This window comes from Rathayibacter sp. VKM Ac-2754 (assembly GCF_009807095.1).
Classification (GTDB): Bacteria; Actinomycetota; Actinomycetes; order Actinomycetales; family Microbacteriaceae; genus Rathayibacter.
This window is the reverse complement of the sequence record NZ_WUCC01000001.1, coordinates 530,305-546,904: the sequence shown is the minus strand read 5'-3', so window position 1 is coordinate 546,904 and position 16,600 is coordinate 530,305. Positions and strand designations below refer to the sequence as shown.

The following is a 16,600-nucleotide window of genomic DNA, read 5'->3' as shown; positions in this document are numbered from 1 at the left end:
TCTGCCGTCCTACGACACGGCCGGCGCCTGCCTCGAGAGCGTCATCGACCTGGCGAACGGCGACCCGAGGTAGGGCAGGCATCCGCGAGTCGGCGTGTCAGCCTGCGCGCGACGCCTCCCGCTCGGCGACGAGCGAGCGGACGGTGATCGCCCAGCTCTCGGCGAGGTCCTCCGGCCGCGCTCCCGTCAGCAGCAGGATCTGCAGGCCGCGCCAGAGCGACAGGATCTCGATGGCGGCGGTGCGGCTCCGCTCGGCGTCGAAGCCGTCGGCCCGCAGCTGCGTGTCGAGGGCGTCGAGCCACTGGGTCGCCGATCGCGCGAGGAACGGCGCCCAGACGTGACTCGCGTGGATCGCGACTCCGAGCTGCTGGAAGTACAGCCGCAGGTAGGGCAGGTGCTCGGGCGCCGAGAGTTCGGTCCAGGCGCGGAGCATGCGGGCCTCGAAGTCGCCCGGCTCGGCGAGGCGCACGAAGAGGTCGCGGAGGCGGGGGAAGCGCTCGAAGGCGCGCACCGCCGCCTCGTCGAGCAGGTCCTCGCGGGAGCCGAAGTAGTAGAGCAGCATCCGGTTGTTCGAGCCGATGCTGCGGGCGATGCCGCTGAGGCTCATCTGGATCATGCTCTCGTCGAGGATCCGGTCGACCACCAGCTCGAGCAGCCGATCCCGCTCCGCCGTCCCCGCCACGCCCCCGACCCTACCGGGCGCCCGCAGGCGCTCACGGTGCGCGGCGGCGCCGCTCAGGACAGCCACTCGTCGATGCGCCGACGTGCCGCCGCCTTCACCTCCTCGGAAGCCGCGGTGGTCTCGATCGAGGTCCACGCGCAGTCGGCCAGCTGGGCGTCGGTGAGCCCCAGTGCCGTGCGGCAGAGCTCGTACTCGGCCAGGATCTCGGGGCCGAAGATGATCGGGTCGTCGGCGTTGATCGAGCAGCGGACCCCGGCCGCGAGCAGTCGCGGCAGGGGGTGGTCGCCGATCGCGTCGACGACGTCGAGGAGCACGTTCGACGTCGGGCACACGTCGAGCGGGATGCCCCGCTCGGCGAGCTCGGCCACGAGCGCGGGATCCTCGATCGCCCGCACGCCGTGCAGGATCCGGTCGGCGTGCAGCACGTCGATCGCCTCGCGGATCGCGGGCGGGCCGACGAGCTCTCCGGCGTGCGGGGTCGAGTGCAGGCCCGCCTCCTTCGCGAGCGCGAACGCCTCCGCGAATCTCGCACCGGGGTGCCCGCGCTCGTCGCTCGCGAGGCCGAGGGAGACGACTCCCCGGCCGGCGAGATCGGCCGCGGCCCGTGCGATCAGGAGGGAGTCCTCGACCGTGCCCGTGCGGTCGATGGTCACCATGAACCCGAAGGCGACGCCGTGGCGGCGGGAGGCGGCGTGGGCGTGCCGGAGCATGACCTCGAGGGCCGCGGCGTGCGATCCGTAGCGCTCCACGTAGAACGACGGGTCGACTCCGAGCTCGAGGTAGACCACGCCGTCGGCGGCCTGATCCTCGAAGATCTCGTCGATCAGGCGCTCCATGTGCGCCGGCTCCTGCAGCACGGCGAGCAGGGTCCGGTAGACCGTGTCGAACTGGCTGAAGCCGCTGAAGACGGTGGTCGTCGGGGCCTCGATGCCGAGGGCGTCGGCCATGGCGGTGAGCGACTCGGGCCGGACCGCGGCCTCCATGTGCAGGTGCAGGTGGCCCTTGGGGAGGGCTCTGAGGTCGCGGGCGGGGGTGTCGACGGTCGTCATGGTGCGCTCTCCGTGCTGGTCGGTCGTGCGGTGCTGGTCGTTCGTGCGGGTGCCGGTCACTCGACCTCGGCGCGCGCCGCGTCGAGGTAGGTCGTGTCGATGAAGTCGGCGGGTGCCGGGAGGTCGTCGTAGCCTGCGGCCTCGAGCCCCGGGTACATCTCGTCGGTCATGCGGTCGACGCTCATCGAGAGCAGCGGGTCACCGGTGGTGCCGACGACGAGGGGCTGCTGCAGCGTGTTCTCGCGGGTCTGCTGGGTCAGGTCGAGGCCGAGGTCGGCTCCGTACTCGTCCACCGCGAGCTGTGCGGCGACGGCCGGGTCGTCGCCGTTCTCCTCCCAGCCGCGCAGCGACGCGGCGAGGAAGCCCTCGACGACGTCGGAGTCGCCCTCGATGTAGCCGGAGTCGCCGTAGATCACGTTGCCGTAGGTCGGCAGGCCCAGGTCGCTGTAGAGCGTCACCACGTAGTCGTCGGGCGAGAGGCCGTACTGCTCCTCGAGGGTGATCGGCTGGTTCGTGGCGTACGCCGTGTAGGCGATGCCCTGGCCGTCGACGAGCGGCGCGATGTCGAAGCCCGCGGGGATGAACTCGTAGTCGGGCTCCAGGCCGGCGACGCGGAAGACGGCGTCGTAGTCGATCTGGGTGCCCTCCTGGCCCAGCACGGTCTGGCCGACGAGGTCCTCGGCCGAGGTGACCGGGTCGTCCGCCAGCGAGACGATCGACGCGGGGCTGTCCTGGAAGACGGCGCCGACCGCGGTCCAGTCGTTGCCGTCCGCGAAGCTGGAGAGCCAGCCCTGCACACCGGGCTCGACGCCCAGATCGGCGTCGCCCGCCGCGACGGTCGCCATCGTGGTCGGCGCGTTGGGGCCGCCGCCGATCCACTCGATGTCGAGGCCCTGGTCGGCGTAGTAGCCGTTCTTGTCCGCGAGCCAGAAGCCGGCCCACTCGACGTTGGTGATCCAGCCGAGCGAGACGCGCACGGTGGTGAGGTCGTCGTCGCCCTCGGCGGTGGCGGCGCCCGAGCAGCCCGAGAGGGCGGCGGCGACGGCGGCGACCAGGCCGATGCCTGCGATGCGCACGCGGCGCGGGGAGGGGGAGCGGAACATGGGACTCCTTGGGGGTGTGCGCATGCCGGGGGACCGCATGCGGAGCGGTGGGTGGGAGGAACGGGGTTCGGAGGCGGCGCTCAGCTCACGCGAGCGACCACCCGGTGCTCCACGCCGCGGGCGGCGAGGAAGACGAGGACGGACACGACCGTCGCGACGAGGGCGACGCCCCACGACCGCTCCATGTCCATGTAGCTCCGCGATTCGGAGAACAGGGCGCCGAGGCCGTTGGCGCCCATCAGGAACTCGGCGAGCATCGCGCCGAGGACGGCCGTGGGGGCCGTGATGCGCACCGAGACCATCAGGTTCGGCAGGGCGTAGAGGATGCCGAGGCGACCGAGCAGCTGGAGCCGGCCCGCGCCGAGCACCCGGAAGAGGTCGCGCCCGGCCGCGGGGATCGCGGCGAGACCCGAGAGGGTGAAGACGAACGCGGGGAAGAAGCAGATCAGCACGGTCGAGGTCACGACGGCGGGGTCGCCGTAGCCGACGATCCGGGCGATGATCGGGATCATCGCGGTGATCGGCACCGAGCGGATGATCAGCGCGGCCGGAGTGACGACTCCCGAGATCGCAGCCGAGGACCAGACGAGGATCGCGGCGAGGAAGCCCACGGCGGTGCCGCCGACCAGGCCGACCAGTGCGACGCCGAGCGTGTAGGACACCGACGGCAGGTAGGCGCCGAAGCCGAGCACGACGTCCGAGATCACGGGCCAGGGGCGCGGGGCCACCGTGGCGGTGTAGCCGTTGAGCACGACCCAGGCGTCCCAGGCGACGAGGACGAGCAGGATCGGCCAGAGGTGGACCAGCCCGCGGAGGATGCGGCTCATGCGAACCTCCCGACGGCGAGGCGCTGCAGCTGGACGAGGACGAGGTACGCGGCCAGCGAGAAGACCGTCGCGACGAGCGCCGCCGACCACAGCAGCGCCATCTGGTAGTTCTGCATCGCGCTGACCAGCAGGAGGCCGAGCCCGCGCGGGGCTCCGAACCACTCGCCGATCGTGGCACCGAGGATGGCGGCGGGCGCGCTCATGGTCAGCCCGTCGAAGAACGCCGGGACGGCGCGAGGGAGCTCGAGGCGCCGCAGCCGCTGCATCCGGCTCGCGCCGAGCACCGTGAAGACGTCGGAGTGCGCGGCCGATCCGGTCGAGAAGGCCGAGGTCATGGTGACGAACATCACGAAGCCGACGCTGAGCGCGGCGATCACGAGCGGGGTGTCCACGCGGCCGACGGTCGTGATGAGCAGTGGTGCGAGGGCGATGGTCGGGAACGCGTTGAGGATCGCCGCGAAGCGGTCGAAGCCCGGACGCAGAGCCGGCACGACCAGGGCGAGGGCGGCACCGACCACGGCGACGACGACTCCGAGGAGGAGGCCCTGCGCCGCGGCGGTGAGGGTCACGACGCCGTTCCGCCAGAGCAGGCTCCAGCCCGCCGGCGTGGCGAGGTAGGCGAGGACGTCGGTCAGCGGCGGCCAGGCGCGCCCGGCGAGTCCGAACCGCCCGATCAGCTCCGCGATGACCAGCAGGAGGAGCGCGCCGCCGATCCCGTAGAGCACCTTCGGGCGGGTCACTGCGGCACCGTCTCGGCGTGATCCAGGAGCGCGGTGAGCTCGTCGACCAGCTCGTGGAACTCGGCCGTCCGGGTCGTCGCGGCGTCGCGCGGGCGTGGGAAGTCGACGTCGCGCACGGTGCGGACGCGGCCGGGTCGGCCGGTCATGACGATCACCCGGTCGGCGAGCAGCAGCGCCTCGTCGACGTCGTGCGTGATGAGGATCGTGGTGATGCGCTCCTCGCCCCAGATGCGGGCGAGCTCGGCGTTCATCCGGCGCCGGGTGACGGCGTCGAGGGCGCCGAAGGGCTCGTCGAGCAGGAGGAGGTCGGGACCGAGCGCGAGGGCGCGGGCGATCGACGCGCGCTGGCGCATGCCTCCCGAGAGCTGCTTGGGCCGCGCGTTCTCGAAGCCGGTGAGTCCGACGAGCCGGATCAGCTCGTCGACGCGGGCGTCGTCGACCTTGCGGCCGGCGACCTGGAACGGCAGCGCGATGTTGGCCCGCACCGACGCCCACGGCAGCAGGGCGTGCTCCTGGAACGCGACGCCGAGGCGGTGCTGCTGCGCGAGGCGGTGCGGGTCGCTGCCGTAGATCTCGACGGAGCCGGAGGTGGGGCTGTCGAGACCGGCCGCGAGCCGGAGGATCGTCGACTTGCCGCAGCCGGAGGGGCCGATGATCGCGACGAACTCGCCGTCGGCGACCTCGATGTCGATCTCGGCGAGGGCCTGGAGCGTCTTGCCGCGACCGAGGGTGAAAACCTTCTCGGCCCCGCGGATCGAGACCGCTGAGGGGGTGCTGAGAGACATGGCCACCGGCTCCGCTCGGATTGCTCACTTCGGCCGAGCGCCGAAAGTGAATTGATTGGTTCAACCCTAGGAGTGCTCTGTTTCGACCGTGTGTCGCCCCGGTGCGAGAGGTGTAAACGCTGCGGAGGCCCGCAGGGGCCGCTAGCCTGCAGAACGTCGCGAGGAGGAGGCGGTCGCCGTGATCAGCACGATCCTCGTCGAGAACGCCGCGCTCGTCCGTGTCCTGTTCTGGGTCGCGATCGCGGCGAGCGCAGTGCTCGGGTGGCTGCTCGTGCGTGCGGGCCGGAGTCGCGCCCTCTCAGTCCTGGCCGCCCTGGCCCTCGTCGCAGGTCTCGCCGTGGCCCTCTCGCCCGAGGACAACCGGGCGCCGGCCTTCTGCACCGTGCAGTTCTCGGTCCCGTTCCAGGGGCTCGACACCCTGGCGAACATCGCGATGCTCCTACCCCTGACCCTGTTCGCCGCCCTCCGGATCCGCCGTCCGGTGCTCGTCGCGGCGGCGGTCTCGGGGCTCTCGGCCCTCATCGAGCTCGTCCAGGCCCTGCTCCCCGACCTCGGCCGCTCGTGCGACACCGACGACTGGTTCATGAACACGGTCGGCGCACTCGTCGGCGCGGTGCTGGCGGCGGTGATCCTGCTCGTCGAGTCGCGCCGCTAGGGCCGGGTCGTCCACCCCTGTCGCTCGAGGGCGGCCGTGCGGTGCACTGGAGGCTCGCCCGCACCGGGCGCCACGAGGAAGAAGGACCGCCATGACCACCTGGCTCATCACCGGCTGCTCCACCGGGCTCGGCCGCGCCCTCGCGACCGCCGTCCTCGCCCATGGGCACGACGTCGTCGTCACCGCCCGCGACGTCGAGTCGGTGCGCGACATCGCCGAGTCGTACCCCGACTCCGCCCTCGCGCTGGCCCTCGACGTGACCGACGACGCGCAGGTCGTCGCCGCCGTCGCCGCGGCCGAGGAGCGCTTCGGGGGAGTCGACGTGCTCGTCAACAACGCGGGCTACGGCTACCGCGCCGCGGTCGAGGAGGGCGAGGACGCCGATGTGCAGCAGCTCTTCGACACCCAGCTCTTCGGCACTGTGCGCACCGTGAAGGCCGTGCTGCCCGGGATGCGGGCCCGCCGCTCCGGCACGATCGTGAACCTGTCCTCGATCGGCGCGCGCATCTCACCCGAGGGCTCGGGCTACTATGCCGCCGTCAAGGCCGCGATCGAGGCGCTGACCCTCTCGCTCCGCAAGGAGGTCGCACCGCTCGGCATCACCGCGTTCTCGGTCGAGCCCGGCGGGTTCCGCACCGACTTCGCGGGCCGCTCCCTGACGCAGTCGTCGCAGCCGATCGCCGACTACGCCGACACGGCGGGCAAGCGCCGCAAGGAGAACGACACCGTCCACGGCACCCAGAGCGGCGACCCCGCGAAGGCGGCGGCCGCGCTGATCCGCGTGGTGGAGTCGGAGTCGACCCCGTCGCTGCTGCTGCTCGGCACCGACGCGTCCGACGCGTTCCGCACCGCGCTGGGCGCCCTGCTCGCCGAGGCCGACGAGTGGGAGGCGCTCAGCCGCGGCACCGACTTCTGACGCGCGTCAGACCGGCGCGTGCACGAGCTCCGAGATCCGGCGCTTGTACTCGTTGAACTCCGGAGTCGTCACGTCGCGCTCCTCGGGGAGGGCGATCGGCACGATCTCGCTGATGTGGCCGGGGACGCCGTGCGAGGCGCCCCCGGTCATCACGACGACGCGGTCGGCGAGGTAGACCGCCTCCTCGATCGAGTGCGTGACGAACAGCACGGTCGTGCGCGTCTCGCGGTGGATGCGCTTGAGCTCGGCCTGCAGGTCGGAGCGGGTCAGCGCGTCGAGCGCGCCGAACGGCTCGTCCATCAGCAGCACCGAGGGCTCGTTCGCGAGGACGCGGGCGATCGCGACCCGCTGCTGCATGCCTCCGGAGAGCTCGCCCGGGAACCGGTCGGCGAAGCGCGTCAGCCGCACCGCCTCGATGAAGCGGTCGGTCACCTCCGCCACGGCCGTCTTCGAGAGCTTCTTGCGGCGCGGCCCGTAGGCGACGTTCTCGCGGACGCTCAGCCAGGGGAACAGCCCGTAGTCCTGGAACACCACGCCGCGATCGGGGCCCGGTGCGGCCACGGGGACGCCGCCGACCTCGACCACTCCCTCCGTCGCCTCCTCGAACCCGGCGAGGATGCGCAGCAGCGTCGACTTGCCGCAGCCGCTCGCGCCGACGACGGCCACGAACTCGCCCGAGGGGATGTCGAGGGTCACGTCGGCCATGGCGAGCACGCCACCGGTCGCCGTCTCGTAGCGCTTGACGAGATCGAGCACGTGGACGTCCGCGGTGCGGACGGTGGCGAGTGTCATGAGGGCCTCACTTGATGAGCGGCCGGCGGCCGAAGAGCACGCGGAACAGGAGCAGGAGCAGGCGGTCGGAGGCGAAGCCCGCGATCGCGATGCAGATCATCCCGACCACGATCAGGTCGGTGCGGACGACGTCGCGCGCGAGGAAGATCGTCGAGCCGAGGCCCGTGCTCACCCCGGTCGTCTCGCTGAGCACCAGCACGACCCAGGCGAGCCCCAGGCCGACCCGCATGCCGTTCACGATCGCGGCGGCGGAGGCGGGCAGCACGACCCGCGCGAGGACGCCCGCGGTGCCGGTGCCCAGCATCCGTGCCGCCTCGATCAGCCGGGGCGGCACCTGGCGCGCGCCGCTGATGGTGCCGAGCACGATCGGGAAGAACGCCGAGAGCGTGATCAGGAAGATCGACGCCTGGTCGCCGTAGCCGATCAGCAGCGCCACGAGCGGGACCCAGGCGGTCGCCGGGACCGGCCGGAACAGGTTGATGAACGGGTCGAACAGCGAGTTCACGACGTAGTAGCGGCCCATCAGCACGCCGAGCGGGATCGCGATGACGGTCGCCAGCGCGAAGCCGCCGAACACGCGTCCCGCGCTCGCGCCGAGGTCGGCCCACAGGCCGCCGCTGAACGCGTCATTGCGGAGCCCTGCGAACGCGTAGTCGATCAGCGAGACGAGCACGTCGCCCGGGTAGGGCAGGAACGCCATCCGGATGCCGAAGGGCAGCTCCCACTCGCCCGCCCGGCCGAACTGCCAGAGCAGCACGAACAGGATCGGGACGGGCAGGCCGAGCAGGAACGTGGTCCAGCCCGAGCGGCCGGGCCGCCGCCGCCGATTCGCGGTCGTCGAGAGCCGCTCGGTCGACGTCGACGGCTCGGCGGTGGTCGTCACGACGTGGGCGCGAAGCTCGTGTCGACGACGTCGGCGATCGCGGGCGCCTCGTCGATGAAGCCGAGCTCCTGCATCTGGGTCGCGAGCGCCTCGAGCTGGCCCTGGTACTCCTCGGTCAGGTCGGAGCGGAGCCAGAAGTTCTCGAGCGCCGACTCGAGGACCTCCTGGTCGCCGCCGAACTCCGAGATCATCTCGGGCAGCCACTCGTCGACGTTGTCGTTCATGTAGTCGATGGTCGCCGCGTGGGTGTCGACGACCTTCTGCACGACCTCGGGCTGCTCCTCGATCATCGCGCCGGTGGTCACCAGGCCGATGTTCACGCGGCCGATCGGAGTGTCGTACGGGTCGGCGATCTCGGTGCCGCCGGCCGCCTCGGCCAGCGAGACGCCGATCTCGACGCCGAAGAAGGCGTCGATCGAGCCCGTCGTGTACGCCGACGCCATCTCGGGCACGGGGATCGTGGTCAGCTCGAGGTCGGAGTCGGTGAGTCCGGCCTGCTCGAGGTAGTAGCGGAGGGCGACCTCCTGGGCGCTGCCCTGGATGTAGCCGACCTTCTTGCCGGCGAGGTCCTCGACCGACGAGATGCCCTCGCCGCCGATGAAGCCCGATCCGCCGTCGGCCGCGGAGGCGACGATCTTGAGGTCGCGGTCCTGGGCGATCGACGAGATGGTCGGCGTGACGCCCGAGATCGCGAAGTCGATCGTGCCGGCGACGAGCGCGTCCGAGAGCGCCGGGGTCGTGTCGAGCGTGATGACCTCGAACTCGACGCCCTCCTCGGCGAACTGCTCGTAGAGGAACGGCTGGTAGAAGTGCGGCTGGCCGCGCAGGGTGCCGACGGTCACGGTGACGGTCTCGCCGCCTCCGGAGGAGTCGGCCTCGCTCGCTCCCGAGCAGGCGACGAGGGAGAGGGCGGCTGCGACGGTGGCGCCGAGGGCGATGGCGCGTCCGAGGCGTGACCGGGTGCGGGACTGGGGCATGGCGGGCTCCGAGAGGTCGAGGTGCGCGCCCCCGTGCTGTCGGAGGCGTCACCCCCACTCAACCCTGCGCAGAAGTCCCGGCGTTTCTGAGCGGTTTCGAACGTGTAAACCCTGCGGCGCACGCCTCGCGAGGTGCCGCTCCGGTACGCACCCGCAGGCGTGTCGCGCACCGGAGCGGCATCCCGCGCGTCAGACCTGCGCGAGGAAGCGATCCGCCGTGCGCAGCGACAGCGCCATCGTCGCGAGTGCCGGGTTGGCGATCAGCGCGCTCGGGAACACCGAGTTGTCGCAGACCCAGAGGTTGGGGATGTCGAAGCTGCGGCCATCGGAGTCGATCACCGCGTCGCCCGGGTCCGTCCCCATCCGGCAGGTGCCGAGCGTGTGCGCGGTGCGCGCCAGCACGCGGGTGCTCGTCGCCCCCGCCGCCTCGACGATGGCGGTCATCGTGCGGATCGCGTGCGCGTCGATCGCCTCCTCATTGGCGCCGGCCGAGAACGAGATGCGCGCCTTCGGCACCCCGTGCTCGTCGAGCTCATCGATCAGCTCGAGGCGATTGCCGTCCGCGGGCAGGCACTCGGCGTTGATGCCGACTCCGGCCATGAACCGGTAGCCGTCGAGCGCGTCGACCAGCTCGCGCCCCCACAGGCCGCCGCCGCGCACCAAAGAGGTGGCGAGGGTCACCGGCATCACGCCGAGGCTCTGGATGAGGTAGCCGCCCGCGAAGTCGGCGTCGGCGGGGCGCACCGTGTCCTCGGTGATCACGGAGGAGGGGTAGCCGCGGTAGCCCCGCATCTCGCTCTCGAAGGTGCCCCAGACCTGCGTCGCGCCGTGCGCCAGGAAGTTGCGGCCGACCTGACCGCTGCTGTTCGCGAGGCCCGTGTGCAGCAGGAGACGCGGAGTCTCGACTCCGCCCGCGCAGAGGAACAGCGCCGAGCAGCGCTGCCGGCGCTCGACGCCGCCCGCGGTGTAGACCACGGCGCTCACACGACCGGCGGCGTCGAGCTCGATGCCGTGCACGAACGACTCCGCGCGGATCTCCGCTCCCGCCCGCACGGCCTGCGGCAGGTAGGTGTTCTCCATGCTCGCCTTCGCGCCGGTCCGGCAGCCCTGATGGCACTGTCCGCAGTTGACGCACGCCGGGCGCTCGCCGAAGTCGCTCTGGTGCCTGCCTCCGCTGAGGACCGCCGCCGGAGCGTCGGTGGCGCGGATCCCGAGCGTCTCGCAGCCCCGCAGCATCATGTCGGCCGACGCGTTGCGGTCGACCGGGCCCTGCAGATAGCGCCGGGAGGGATCCCAGGGGTAGTCGGCCGGGCCCGAGACGCCGATGGTCGCCTCCACCTGCTCGAGGTAAGGCGTGAGCTCGGCGTGCGAGACAGGCCAGTCGCGGCCGACGCCCGACTCGGAGCGGAGCAGCAGATCGCGCGGGTCGGGACGCGGCGTGAACGCGCCCCAGTGCAGCGTCGAGCCGCCGACTCCGCGACCGCTGTTGTTCGGGCCGAAGGCGGTCGGAGTCGCGCCGCCGCTGAGGCGCTCCTCCATCCAGTTGATCTGGGTGGCCTCGTCCTCGTCGGCGGTGTAGTCGATCGGATCGACGTGAGGGCCCGCCTCGAGCGCGACGACGCGGAGACCCCGCGCGGCGAGCGCGGACAGGAGCGGCGCGCCGCCCGCGCCCGTGCCGATCACGACGGCGTCGACGATCTCGTCCAGGTCGAAGCGGCGCATTCCTGCGGTGTTCATCGGTGACTCCCCGTGCTCGGCTCCCAGGGTTCCCGTTCGTCTGCGCCGAGCAGGCGGAAGCCGGGGATGAGGGCGGTGTCGCCTCCGGTCGCGTAGCCGTCGTAGCCGACACGCGCGAGGGACGCGGGGTGCGCGAGCCACTGCCGCACGAGGTCGACGCGGCAGTCCTCGAACCAGGCGCTGAGCTGCTCCGCCGAGAGGGACCCGAGGGAGCGGCTGCCGAGGTCGCGGAGGGCGGCGTCCTGGTCGGCGGCCGACTCGAACCCGGCGAGGGCGTCGAGCGCCAACCCGTAGGCGACGGGATCCGCGGGCAGCTCGGCGCTGCGCCAGCCGTCGCCGCGGCCCTCGGCGAGCTGCGCGTCGACGCGCGCGGCGAGATCGATGGCGGGGCCGTCCTGCGGCACCACCTGGGCGGCGATGGCCCGCAGGGTGGTCAGCTGGGCGGCCGTGAGGGCCTGTGGCGCGTAGTGCGGATCGTCGGCCAGCGCGCGGTCGGCGAGGACGGCGCGCACTCGGCTGCTCGTCCGCGCCGAGGCGATGGCGCGGGCGGCATCGGCGGGGACGAACGGTGCGGTGCCGGCCTCCTCCGCCCAGAACTCGCGGATCGCAGCGGCGACCTCGACCGAGCGCTCGAGGGGGAGCAGGTGACCGGCACCCTCGAGCGTGACGAGGCGCGAGCGCGGATAGGTGCGGCCGTTGGTGCGGCGCTGGGCGTCCTCGCCGAGGTCCTCGTCCGCGCCGCCCGCGACGAGCAGGGCGGGCACGGCGGAGGCGCCGCCCGAGCAGTCGACGCGGCTCCCGGTCTCGAGCCACTCGCGCCACGCGCGGGGTGATGTGCGCAGCAGATCGTCGAGGGTCTGGCGCTCGAGTGCGGCCGGCAGGGGAGCGCCGACGTTCTGATCGAGGAACGTGCGCGCCTGCTCCTCGTCGAGCGGGCCGTCGTCGACCCAGCCCAGCATCGTGCGGCGGCGCTCCTCGTCCATCGGCTCGGGCGAGAGCGGTGAGCCGGCGAGCAGCACGACACCGGCGAGACCGAACAGTCCCGAGCGGCCCGACATCGTCCGCTCGGCGACCAGGGAGGCGATCTTGCCGCCCATGCTGTGGCCGGCGATCAGCCAGCGCTGCGGCGAGCGCTCGCGGATGCGGCGGATGACGAGCGCCGTCATCTGCTCGACGGACGTCTCCGGGCTGTCGCGCTCGTCGCCGAAGCCGGGCAGATCGATCGCGACCACGTCGAACGCGTCCTCGAGCTCGCGGATGAGCGGTTCGAAGAGACGGCGGCTCAGGCCCAGGCCGTGCAGGGCGAAGAGGGTGGGAGTGTCGGCGGCACTCGGGGACATGCGGGCTCCTCGATCGATGTCGCGTGAGCGCGACGGATCCCATGCGACCACAGGGCGGTCGGGCTGTCTGGCACTTGCGCGGCCCGAGCGGGCGTGCAAAGCGGAGCGATCAGGACGGCGTCGGCGGCTCGACGGGCTCTGCGGTCCTCTGAGGTGCCGCGGTCTTCTCTGGTCCTGTGTTCTCTGCGGACTTCTGAGCCTCCGCTGTCTCTTCGCGAGGAACCAGGACGACCTTCTGCTCCTCCACCGTGACGGTCATCGCCCGATGGCCCTCGATCATCACCGTCTGCCCCGCCTTCAGCCCGCCGCCGTCGAGCAGCGACTGGGCGACCCGCGTGCTCTCCTCGAGCGGGAACTGGGTCACGAGCGTGGTGGTTCCGGCCTCGACCGCCGCGGGCGGTGTGTCCAGCGACCGCGGGAGTCGGGCGAACCACCCGGCGAGACGATCGAGACGCAGGAGGCGGGAGAGCGGCATGCCTCGATGGTGCCAAAAGTCACCGTGATAGGCGATTCGCGCCAGAGGTGGTTGCGCCGCCGGCACGACAGCTGCAGGATTCCACGGCGTCGACCGGTCCTGCCCGCCGTGAAGCCTCGGAGTCGGAGGATCGCAGCGCGACGCATCAGCGAGCCCCGTCGACGGGCCGCGCACGGTCACCTCGAGCCCCCCGGCGTCAGCACGGCAGGTCTCGCACCCCTCACCCCGCACGAACGGAGCGTCTCGAGCGGACTCGTCAGGACGGCGGGCGCGGGCGACCCGGGAGAGCCGGCGGCCGGGTGGTGACGCGCCGTCCCGTGGGGGTGGTCCACTCGGCGGCCCCGTCGGGGCGGAGGACGTAGGTCCAGCGGTCGCCGTGACGCACGTGGTGGTGCGCCGTGCAGAGCGAGGCGAGGTTCTCGAGCGAGGTCTCGCCGCCGTTCCGCCACTCGACGGTGTGGTCGGCCTCCGCCGTCGATGCCGGCCGGGTGCAGCCGGGGAAGCGGCAGGTCTGGTCGCGCAGCTGCAGTGCGAGGCGCATCTGCGGGGGTGGGACACGGTGGGTGCGGCCGACGGAGGCGACGGCGCCGGTGTCGGGTTCGGTCAGGACGCGGGTGAAGCTGGCTCCGACGCCGACGAGCTCTCGCGCGATGTCGGCGGGGACGAGTCCGTAGCCGTCGAGGTCGGCGGAGGCGTCGTCGAGTCCGGTGGCGGTGGTCGCGGCGAGGGTGAGCCGCACTTCGGCCTGCACTCCGGGCACGAACGTCGGTGGGGCGTCGTTCTCGTCGCTGACCGGGGTGGTGCCGAGCACGTCGCCCTCGCAGAGCAGGTCGGCGAGGGCGTCGGCTCGCAGCTGGGCGAGGGTGCGGTCCTCGCCGGTGAGGTCGTCGCCGCGGAGGGTGCGGGCGATGCGGTCGAGGCGGTGGAACACCCCGGCCGCGACGGGTGCGGGCAGCATCGCGCACAGGGTGGCCATGCCGTCGATCTCCGGTCTGATCCAGACCGTCCGGTCCTCGCGTGCGCGGAGGTGGCGTTCGGCGAGGGGCTGCTCGTGCAGCTCGTCCCGGAGCCGGGCCGTGGCCCTCCGCAGCTGGGTCGGGGTGGCGGTGAGGGCTGCGTCGACCGCGCGTTCGTCGAATGCGGCGCGTGCCGTGGGCGGCAGGGTCGCGGCCGCGCTGCAGATCACCTCGCTCGACTCCCAGAGGATCCGGCCCTTGGCGAGTGCGTCGCGGGTGTGGGGCAGCTCGTCGATCAGCAGCATCGCGTGCTCGAGCGTGCGCGCCAGCTGCCGCTCCGACATCCCCAGCCCGACCGCCAGCTCGGCCCGGATCGACCGCTCGACGAGGTCGGTCGCCTCGCTGGAGGTCAGGGTGCGGCCGCCCGCGAACGCCTCCGGGATGGCGCGTGCCGCCCGATAGGCCGCGTGCAGTGCCGCGGCCCGGGCGAGGAGGACCTGACCCGACGACCGGCCGAGCAGCGCCGCGAGATCGGTGAGCTCCCCGACCAGGCCGGGCGTCACCTCCGAGGCCGCTGCCGTTCCCGATTCCGTCATGCCGCGAGTCAATCAGGGGCCGCGGCAGCGCATCCGCCCTCCCCGCTCGAACCGGACGGCCCGCCCCCGGGAGGGCCCTGTGGAGGAGCGACATCCACCTCGGTCACCGCTAGCGTTCCCCCAGAAAGACCGAGAGGACCGGACCCGTGCCACTGGACGACACCGACCGGGAGCTGATGCGGGCCGTCGCCCGCTACCTCAAGCGCATCGAGGCGCTCGAGGGCTCCGAGCAGGCCGCAGCGCGCACTCCGCTCGGCGACGCCGTCAGCGAGTTCCTGGGCGTCGACGCGACCGGGCTCGCCGTCATGACCGAGGAGGTCGCTCCGCACCGCCTGGTCGACGCCGACCTCGCCCTCGAGATCCTCGCGGGGCAGGAGGCGCCGGCCGTGCTGGGCGTCGGCGGCGGTGAGCAGCGCTTCCACTCCGCGATCGGCGAGCTGCTCGGCAGCCCGCACACCCGCTTCGCGCCCGGCCCGGTGACGTACGCGACCCGTGCGACCGGCCCCGACACCAGCAGGCGAGTGGTCGCCTTCGGGGTGCGCCTGCTCCGCATCGAGGGGTCGCCCGTCGCGGTCCTCCAGCGCGACGCGGCGCCCCAGTTCGGCCGGTCGACGGCGTCTCTCGAGGTGATCGCGGCCGACGAGAGCGTCGTGCCGGGGTTCCTCCGGCGCCTGCACGAGCTGATGGTCGAGCACAGCGTGCTGCGCGGGCAGGTGCTCTCGTTCTCGGCCACCGAGTACGGGCAGCACGCGGGCGCCACCTTCCTCGCGCGGCCCGAGGTCCCGGCCGGCGACGTCGTCCTCGAGGAGGGCGTGCTCGAGAGCGTCGTCGACCACGTGGTGGGGATCGGCGAGCACCGCGCCGAGCTGCTCGAGGCCGGTCAGCACCTCAAGCGCGGGCTGCTGCTCTACGGCCCTCCCGGCACGGGCAAGACGCTGACCGTCCGGCACCTCCTCACGCGGACGCCCGGCGTGACGGCGGTGCTGCTCACCGGGTCGAGCATCCAGTTCATCCAGTCGGCGGCCGAGATCGCGCGCACGTTCCAGCCCTCGCTCGTCGTGCTGGAGGACATCGACCTCGTCGCCATGGAGCGCACCCACAGCCCGCAGCCCCTGCTGTTCGAGGTGCTCGACGCCCTCGACGGGCTCGACGGCGACGCGGATGTGGCGTTCGTGATGACGACGAACCGGGTCCAGGTGCTCGAGCGCGCCCTCGCCGCGCGCCCGGGGCGGGTCGACCTGGGCGTCGAGATCCCGCTGCCCGGTCCGGCGGCACGGAGGCGGCTCTTCCGCCGGTACGCGGCGTCACTGCCCTTCAGCGACGCGGCCCTCGATCGGGCCGCCGAGCGCGCCGACGGCACGACCGGCTCGTTCGCCAAGGAGCTGATGCGCCGCAGCGTGCTCTCGGCGGCCCTCCGCGGCGCGACGCCCGACGACGACGACCTGGCCGGCGCGCTCGACGCGCTGCTCTCCTCGGGCGAGGCGCTCACGCGACTGCTGCTCGGCAGCGGAGGCGGCGCCGGCGTCGAGCCGGCGGGCGACGACGAGGGTCACGACAGCGCCGGTCTCTCCCACACCTCGGCCATGAGCAGCCACCTCGAGATCACTCACGACGAGGTCTAGCGCGTGGCCGTCTCGTTCGAGTGCCGCACCGCGTCGGCCCGCCCGGCCGCCGAGATGTTCGACCGGGCGCGCGACATCGATCTGCACCGCGCCTCCCAGGCCGGGGCGCGCGAGCGGGCGATCGGCGGAGTCACCACCGGGCTGATCGGCCTCGGCGAGCACGTGACGTTCCGCGCGCGGCACTTCGGCCTGCCGTTCACGCTCACGAGCACGGTGACCGCCGTCGACGCCCCGCGCAGCTTCGTCGACGAGCAGACCAGCGGACCGTTCCGGACCTTCCGGCACGAGCACCGCTTCGAGCAGGCCGCGAACGGCTCGGTGATGATCGACCGCGTGCGGTTCTCCGTGGGGTTCGGGCCCGCGGGCCGCGTCGTCGAGCGCCTGCTGCTGGCGACGCACCTCCGTCGGCTGATCGTGGAGCGGGGGCGGTTCCTCGCCCGATGAGCGCCCCCGGGTCGCCGCCCA

Annotated in this window: 17 protein-coding genes; 4 read left to right on the top strand and 13 right to left on the bottom strand. The window is 72.6% G+C overall.

Features of this window, described 5'->3' with window-relative positions; genetic code table 11:
• Nucleotides 1–97 precede the first annotated feature (97 nt).
• The 6 genes from GRS92_RS02785 to GRS92_RS02760 all read right to left on the bottom strand — a co-directional run bounded on the left by GRS92_RS02785 (nucleotide 98) and on the right by GRS92_RS02760 (nucleotide 5,186).
• Complete coding sequence (locus GRS92_RS02785) at nucleotides 98–682, bottom strand: TetR/AcrR family transcriptional regulator (protein ID WP_159853033.1); 585 nt, start codon at nucleotides 680–682, stop codon at nucleotides 98–100.
• A 53-nt stretch (nucleotides 683–735) separates the two neighbouring features.
• Complete coding sequence (gene add, locus GRS92_RS02780) at nucleotides 736–1,791, bottom strand: adenosine deaminase (protein ID WP_204162112.1); 1,056 nt, start codon at nucleotides 1,789–1,791, stop codon at nucleotides 736–738.
• A complete protein-coding gene (locus GRS92_RS02775; protein ID WP_159853031.1) occupies nucleotides 1,788–2,834 on the bottom strand; it encodes an ABC transporter substrate-binding protein in 1,047 nt (348 codons plus the stop codon). The genes add and GRS92_RS02775 overlap by 4 nt, the downstream gene beginning before the upstream one ends.
• Nucleotides 2,835–2,914: 80 nt before the next feature.
• A complete protein-coding gene (locus tag GRS92_RS02770) occupies nucleotides 2,915–3,661 on the bottom strand; it encodes an ABC transporter permease (RefSeq protein ID WP_159853029.1) in 747 nt (248 codons plus the stop codon).
• The gene (locus GRS92_RS02765) at nucleotides 3,658–4,401 is read right to left on the bottom strand and encodes an ABC transporter permease (protein WP_159853027.1); all 744 of its coding nucleotides are present in this window, start codon (nucleotides 4,399–4,401) and stop codon (nucleotides 3,658–3,660) included. Before GRS92_RS02765 ends, GRS92_RS02770 begins: the two co-directional genes overlap by 4 nt.
• Nucleotides 4,398–5,186: an ABC transporter ATP-binding protein gene (locus GRS92_RS02760; RefSeq protein ID WP_159853025.1), complete on the bottom strand. Its 789-nt coding sequence runs from the start codon at nucleotides 5,184–5,186 to the stop codon at nucleotides 4,398–4,400. Before GRS92_RS02760 ends, GRS92_RS02765 begins: the two co-directional genes overlap by 4 nt.
• A gap of 178 nt (nucleotides 5,187–5,364) precedes the next feature.
• Between GRS92_RS02760 and GRS92_RS02755 the strand changes: the two genes are divergently transcribed.
• Both GRS92_RS02755 and GRS92_RS02750 read left to right on the top strand, forming a co-directional pair.
• Nucleotides 5,365–5,841 (top strand): VanZ family protein, encoded by a 477-nt coding sequence (locus GRS92_RS02755; protein ID WP_159853024.1) that lies wholly within the window; start codon nucleotides 5,365–5,367, stop codon nucleotides 5,839–5,841.
• Nucleotides 5,842–5,932: 91 nt separating this feature from the next.
• The gene (locus GRS92_RS02750) at nucleotides 5,933–6,757 is read left to right on the top strand and encodes an oxidoreductase (protein WP_159853023.1); all 825 of its coding nucleotides are present in this window, start codon (nucleotides 5,933–5,935) and stop codon (nucleotides 6,755–6,757) included.
• A gap of 6 nt (nucleotides 6,758–6,763) precedes the next feature.
• On the opposite strand, the gene GRS92_RS02745 is transcribed toward GRS92_RS02750, so the two are convergent.
• The 7 genes from GRS92_RS02745 to GRS92_RS02715 form a co-directional block, all read right to left on the bottom strand.
• Entirely contained in the window at nucleotides 6,764–7,549 is a 786-nt protein-coding gene (locus GRS92_RS02745; RefSeq protein ID WP_159853022.1) for an ABC transporter ATP-binding protein, read from the bottom strand.
• A gap of 7 nt (nucleotides 7,550–7,556) precedes the next feature.
• On the bottom strand, nucleotides 7,557–8,432 hold the full coding sequence (locus tag GRS92_RS02740; protein WP_159853021.1) for an ABC transporter permease: 876 nt from the start codon (nucleotides 8,430–8,432) through the stop codon (nucleotides 7,557–7,559).
• On the bottom strand, nucleotides 8,429–9,409 hold the full coding sequence (locus GRS92_RS02735; RefSeq protein ID WP_159853020.1) for an ABC transporter substrate-binding protein: 981 nt from the start codon (nucleotides 9,407–9,409) through the stop codon (nucleotides 8,429–8,431). Before GRS92_RS02735 ends, GRS92_RS02740 begins: the two co-directional genes overlap by 4 nt.
• Before the next feature lie 189 nt (nucleotides 9,410–9,598).
• Nucleotides 9,599–11,146 carry a GMC family oxidoreductase gene (locus tag GRS92_RS02730; RefSeq protein ID WP_159853019.1) on the bottom strand — a complete coding sequence of 516 codons (1,548 nt, stop codon included), beginning with the start codon at nucleotides 11,144–11,146 and terminating at the stop codon, nucleotides 9,599–9,601.
• Nucleotides 11,143–12,486, bottom strand: coding sequence for an alpha/beta fold hydrolase (locus GRS92_RS02725; RefSeq protein WP_159853018.1), 1,344 nt, complete (start codon nucleotides 12,484–12,486; stop codon nucleotides 11,143–11,145). The genes GRS92_RS02730 and GRS92_RS02725 overlap by 4 nt, the downstream gene beginning before the upstream one ends.
• Nucleotides 12,487–12,595: 109 nt before the next feature.
• On the bottom strand, nucleotides 12,596–12,961 hold the full coding sequence (locus tag GRS92_RS02720; RefSeq protein WP_159853017.1) for a hypothetical protein: 366 nt from the start codon (nucleotides 12,959–12,961) through the stop codon (nucleotides 12,596–12,598).
• A 256-nt stretch (nucleotides 12,962–13,217) separates the two neighbouring features.
• Nucleotides 13,218–14,513 carry an HNH endonuclease signature motif containing protein gene (locus tag GRS92_RS02715; RefSeq protein ID WP_159853015.1) on the bottom strand — a complete coding sequence of 432 codons (1,296 nt, stop codon included), beginning with the start codon at nucleotides 14,511–14,513 and terminating at the stop codon, nucleotides 13,218–13,220.
• Nucleotides 14,514–14,659: 146 nt separating this feature from the next.
• Here GRS92_RS02715 and GRS92_RS02710 point away from each other — a divergent pair, with 146 nt between their 5' ends.
• Entirely contained in the window at nucleotides 14,660–16,135 is a 1,476-nt protein-coding gene (locus GRS92_RS02710) for an AAA family ATPase (RefSeq protein WP_235021779.1), read from the top strand.
• Between the two features lie 3 nt (nucleotides 16,136–16,138).
• A complete protein-coding gene (locus GRS92_RS02705; protein WP_159853014.1) occupies nucleotides 16,139–16,579 on the top strand; it encodes an SRPBCC family protein in 441 nt (146 codons plus the stop codon).
• Nucleotides 16,580–16,600 lie beyond the last annotated feature (21 nt).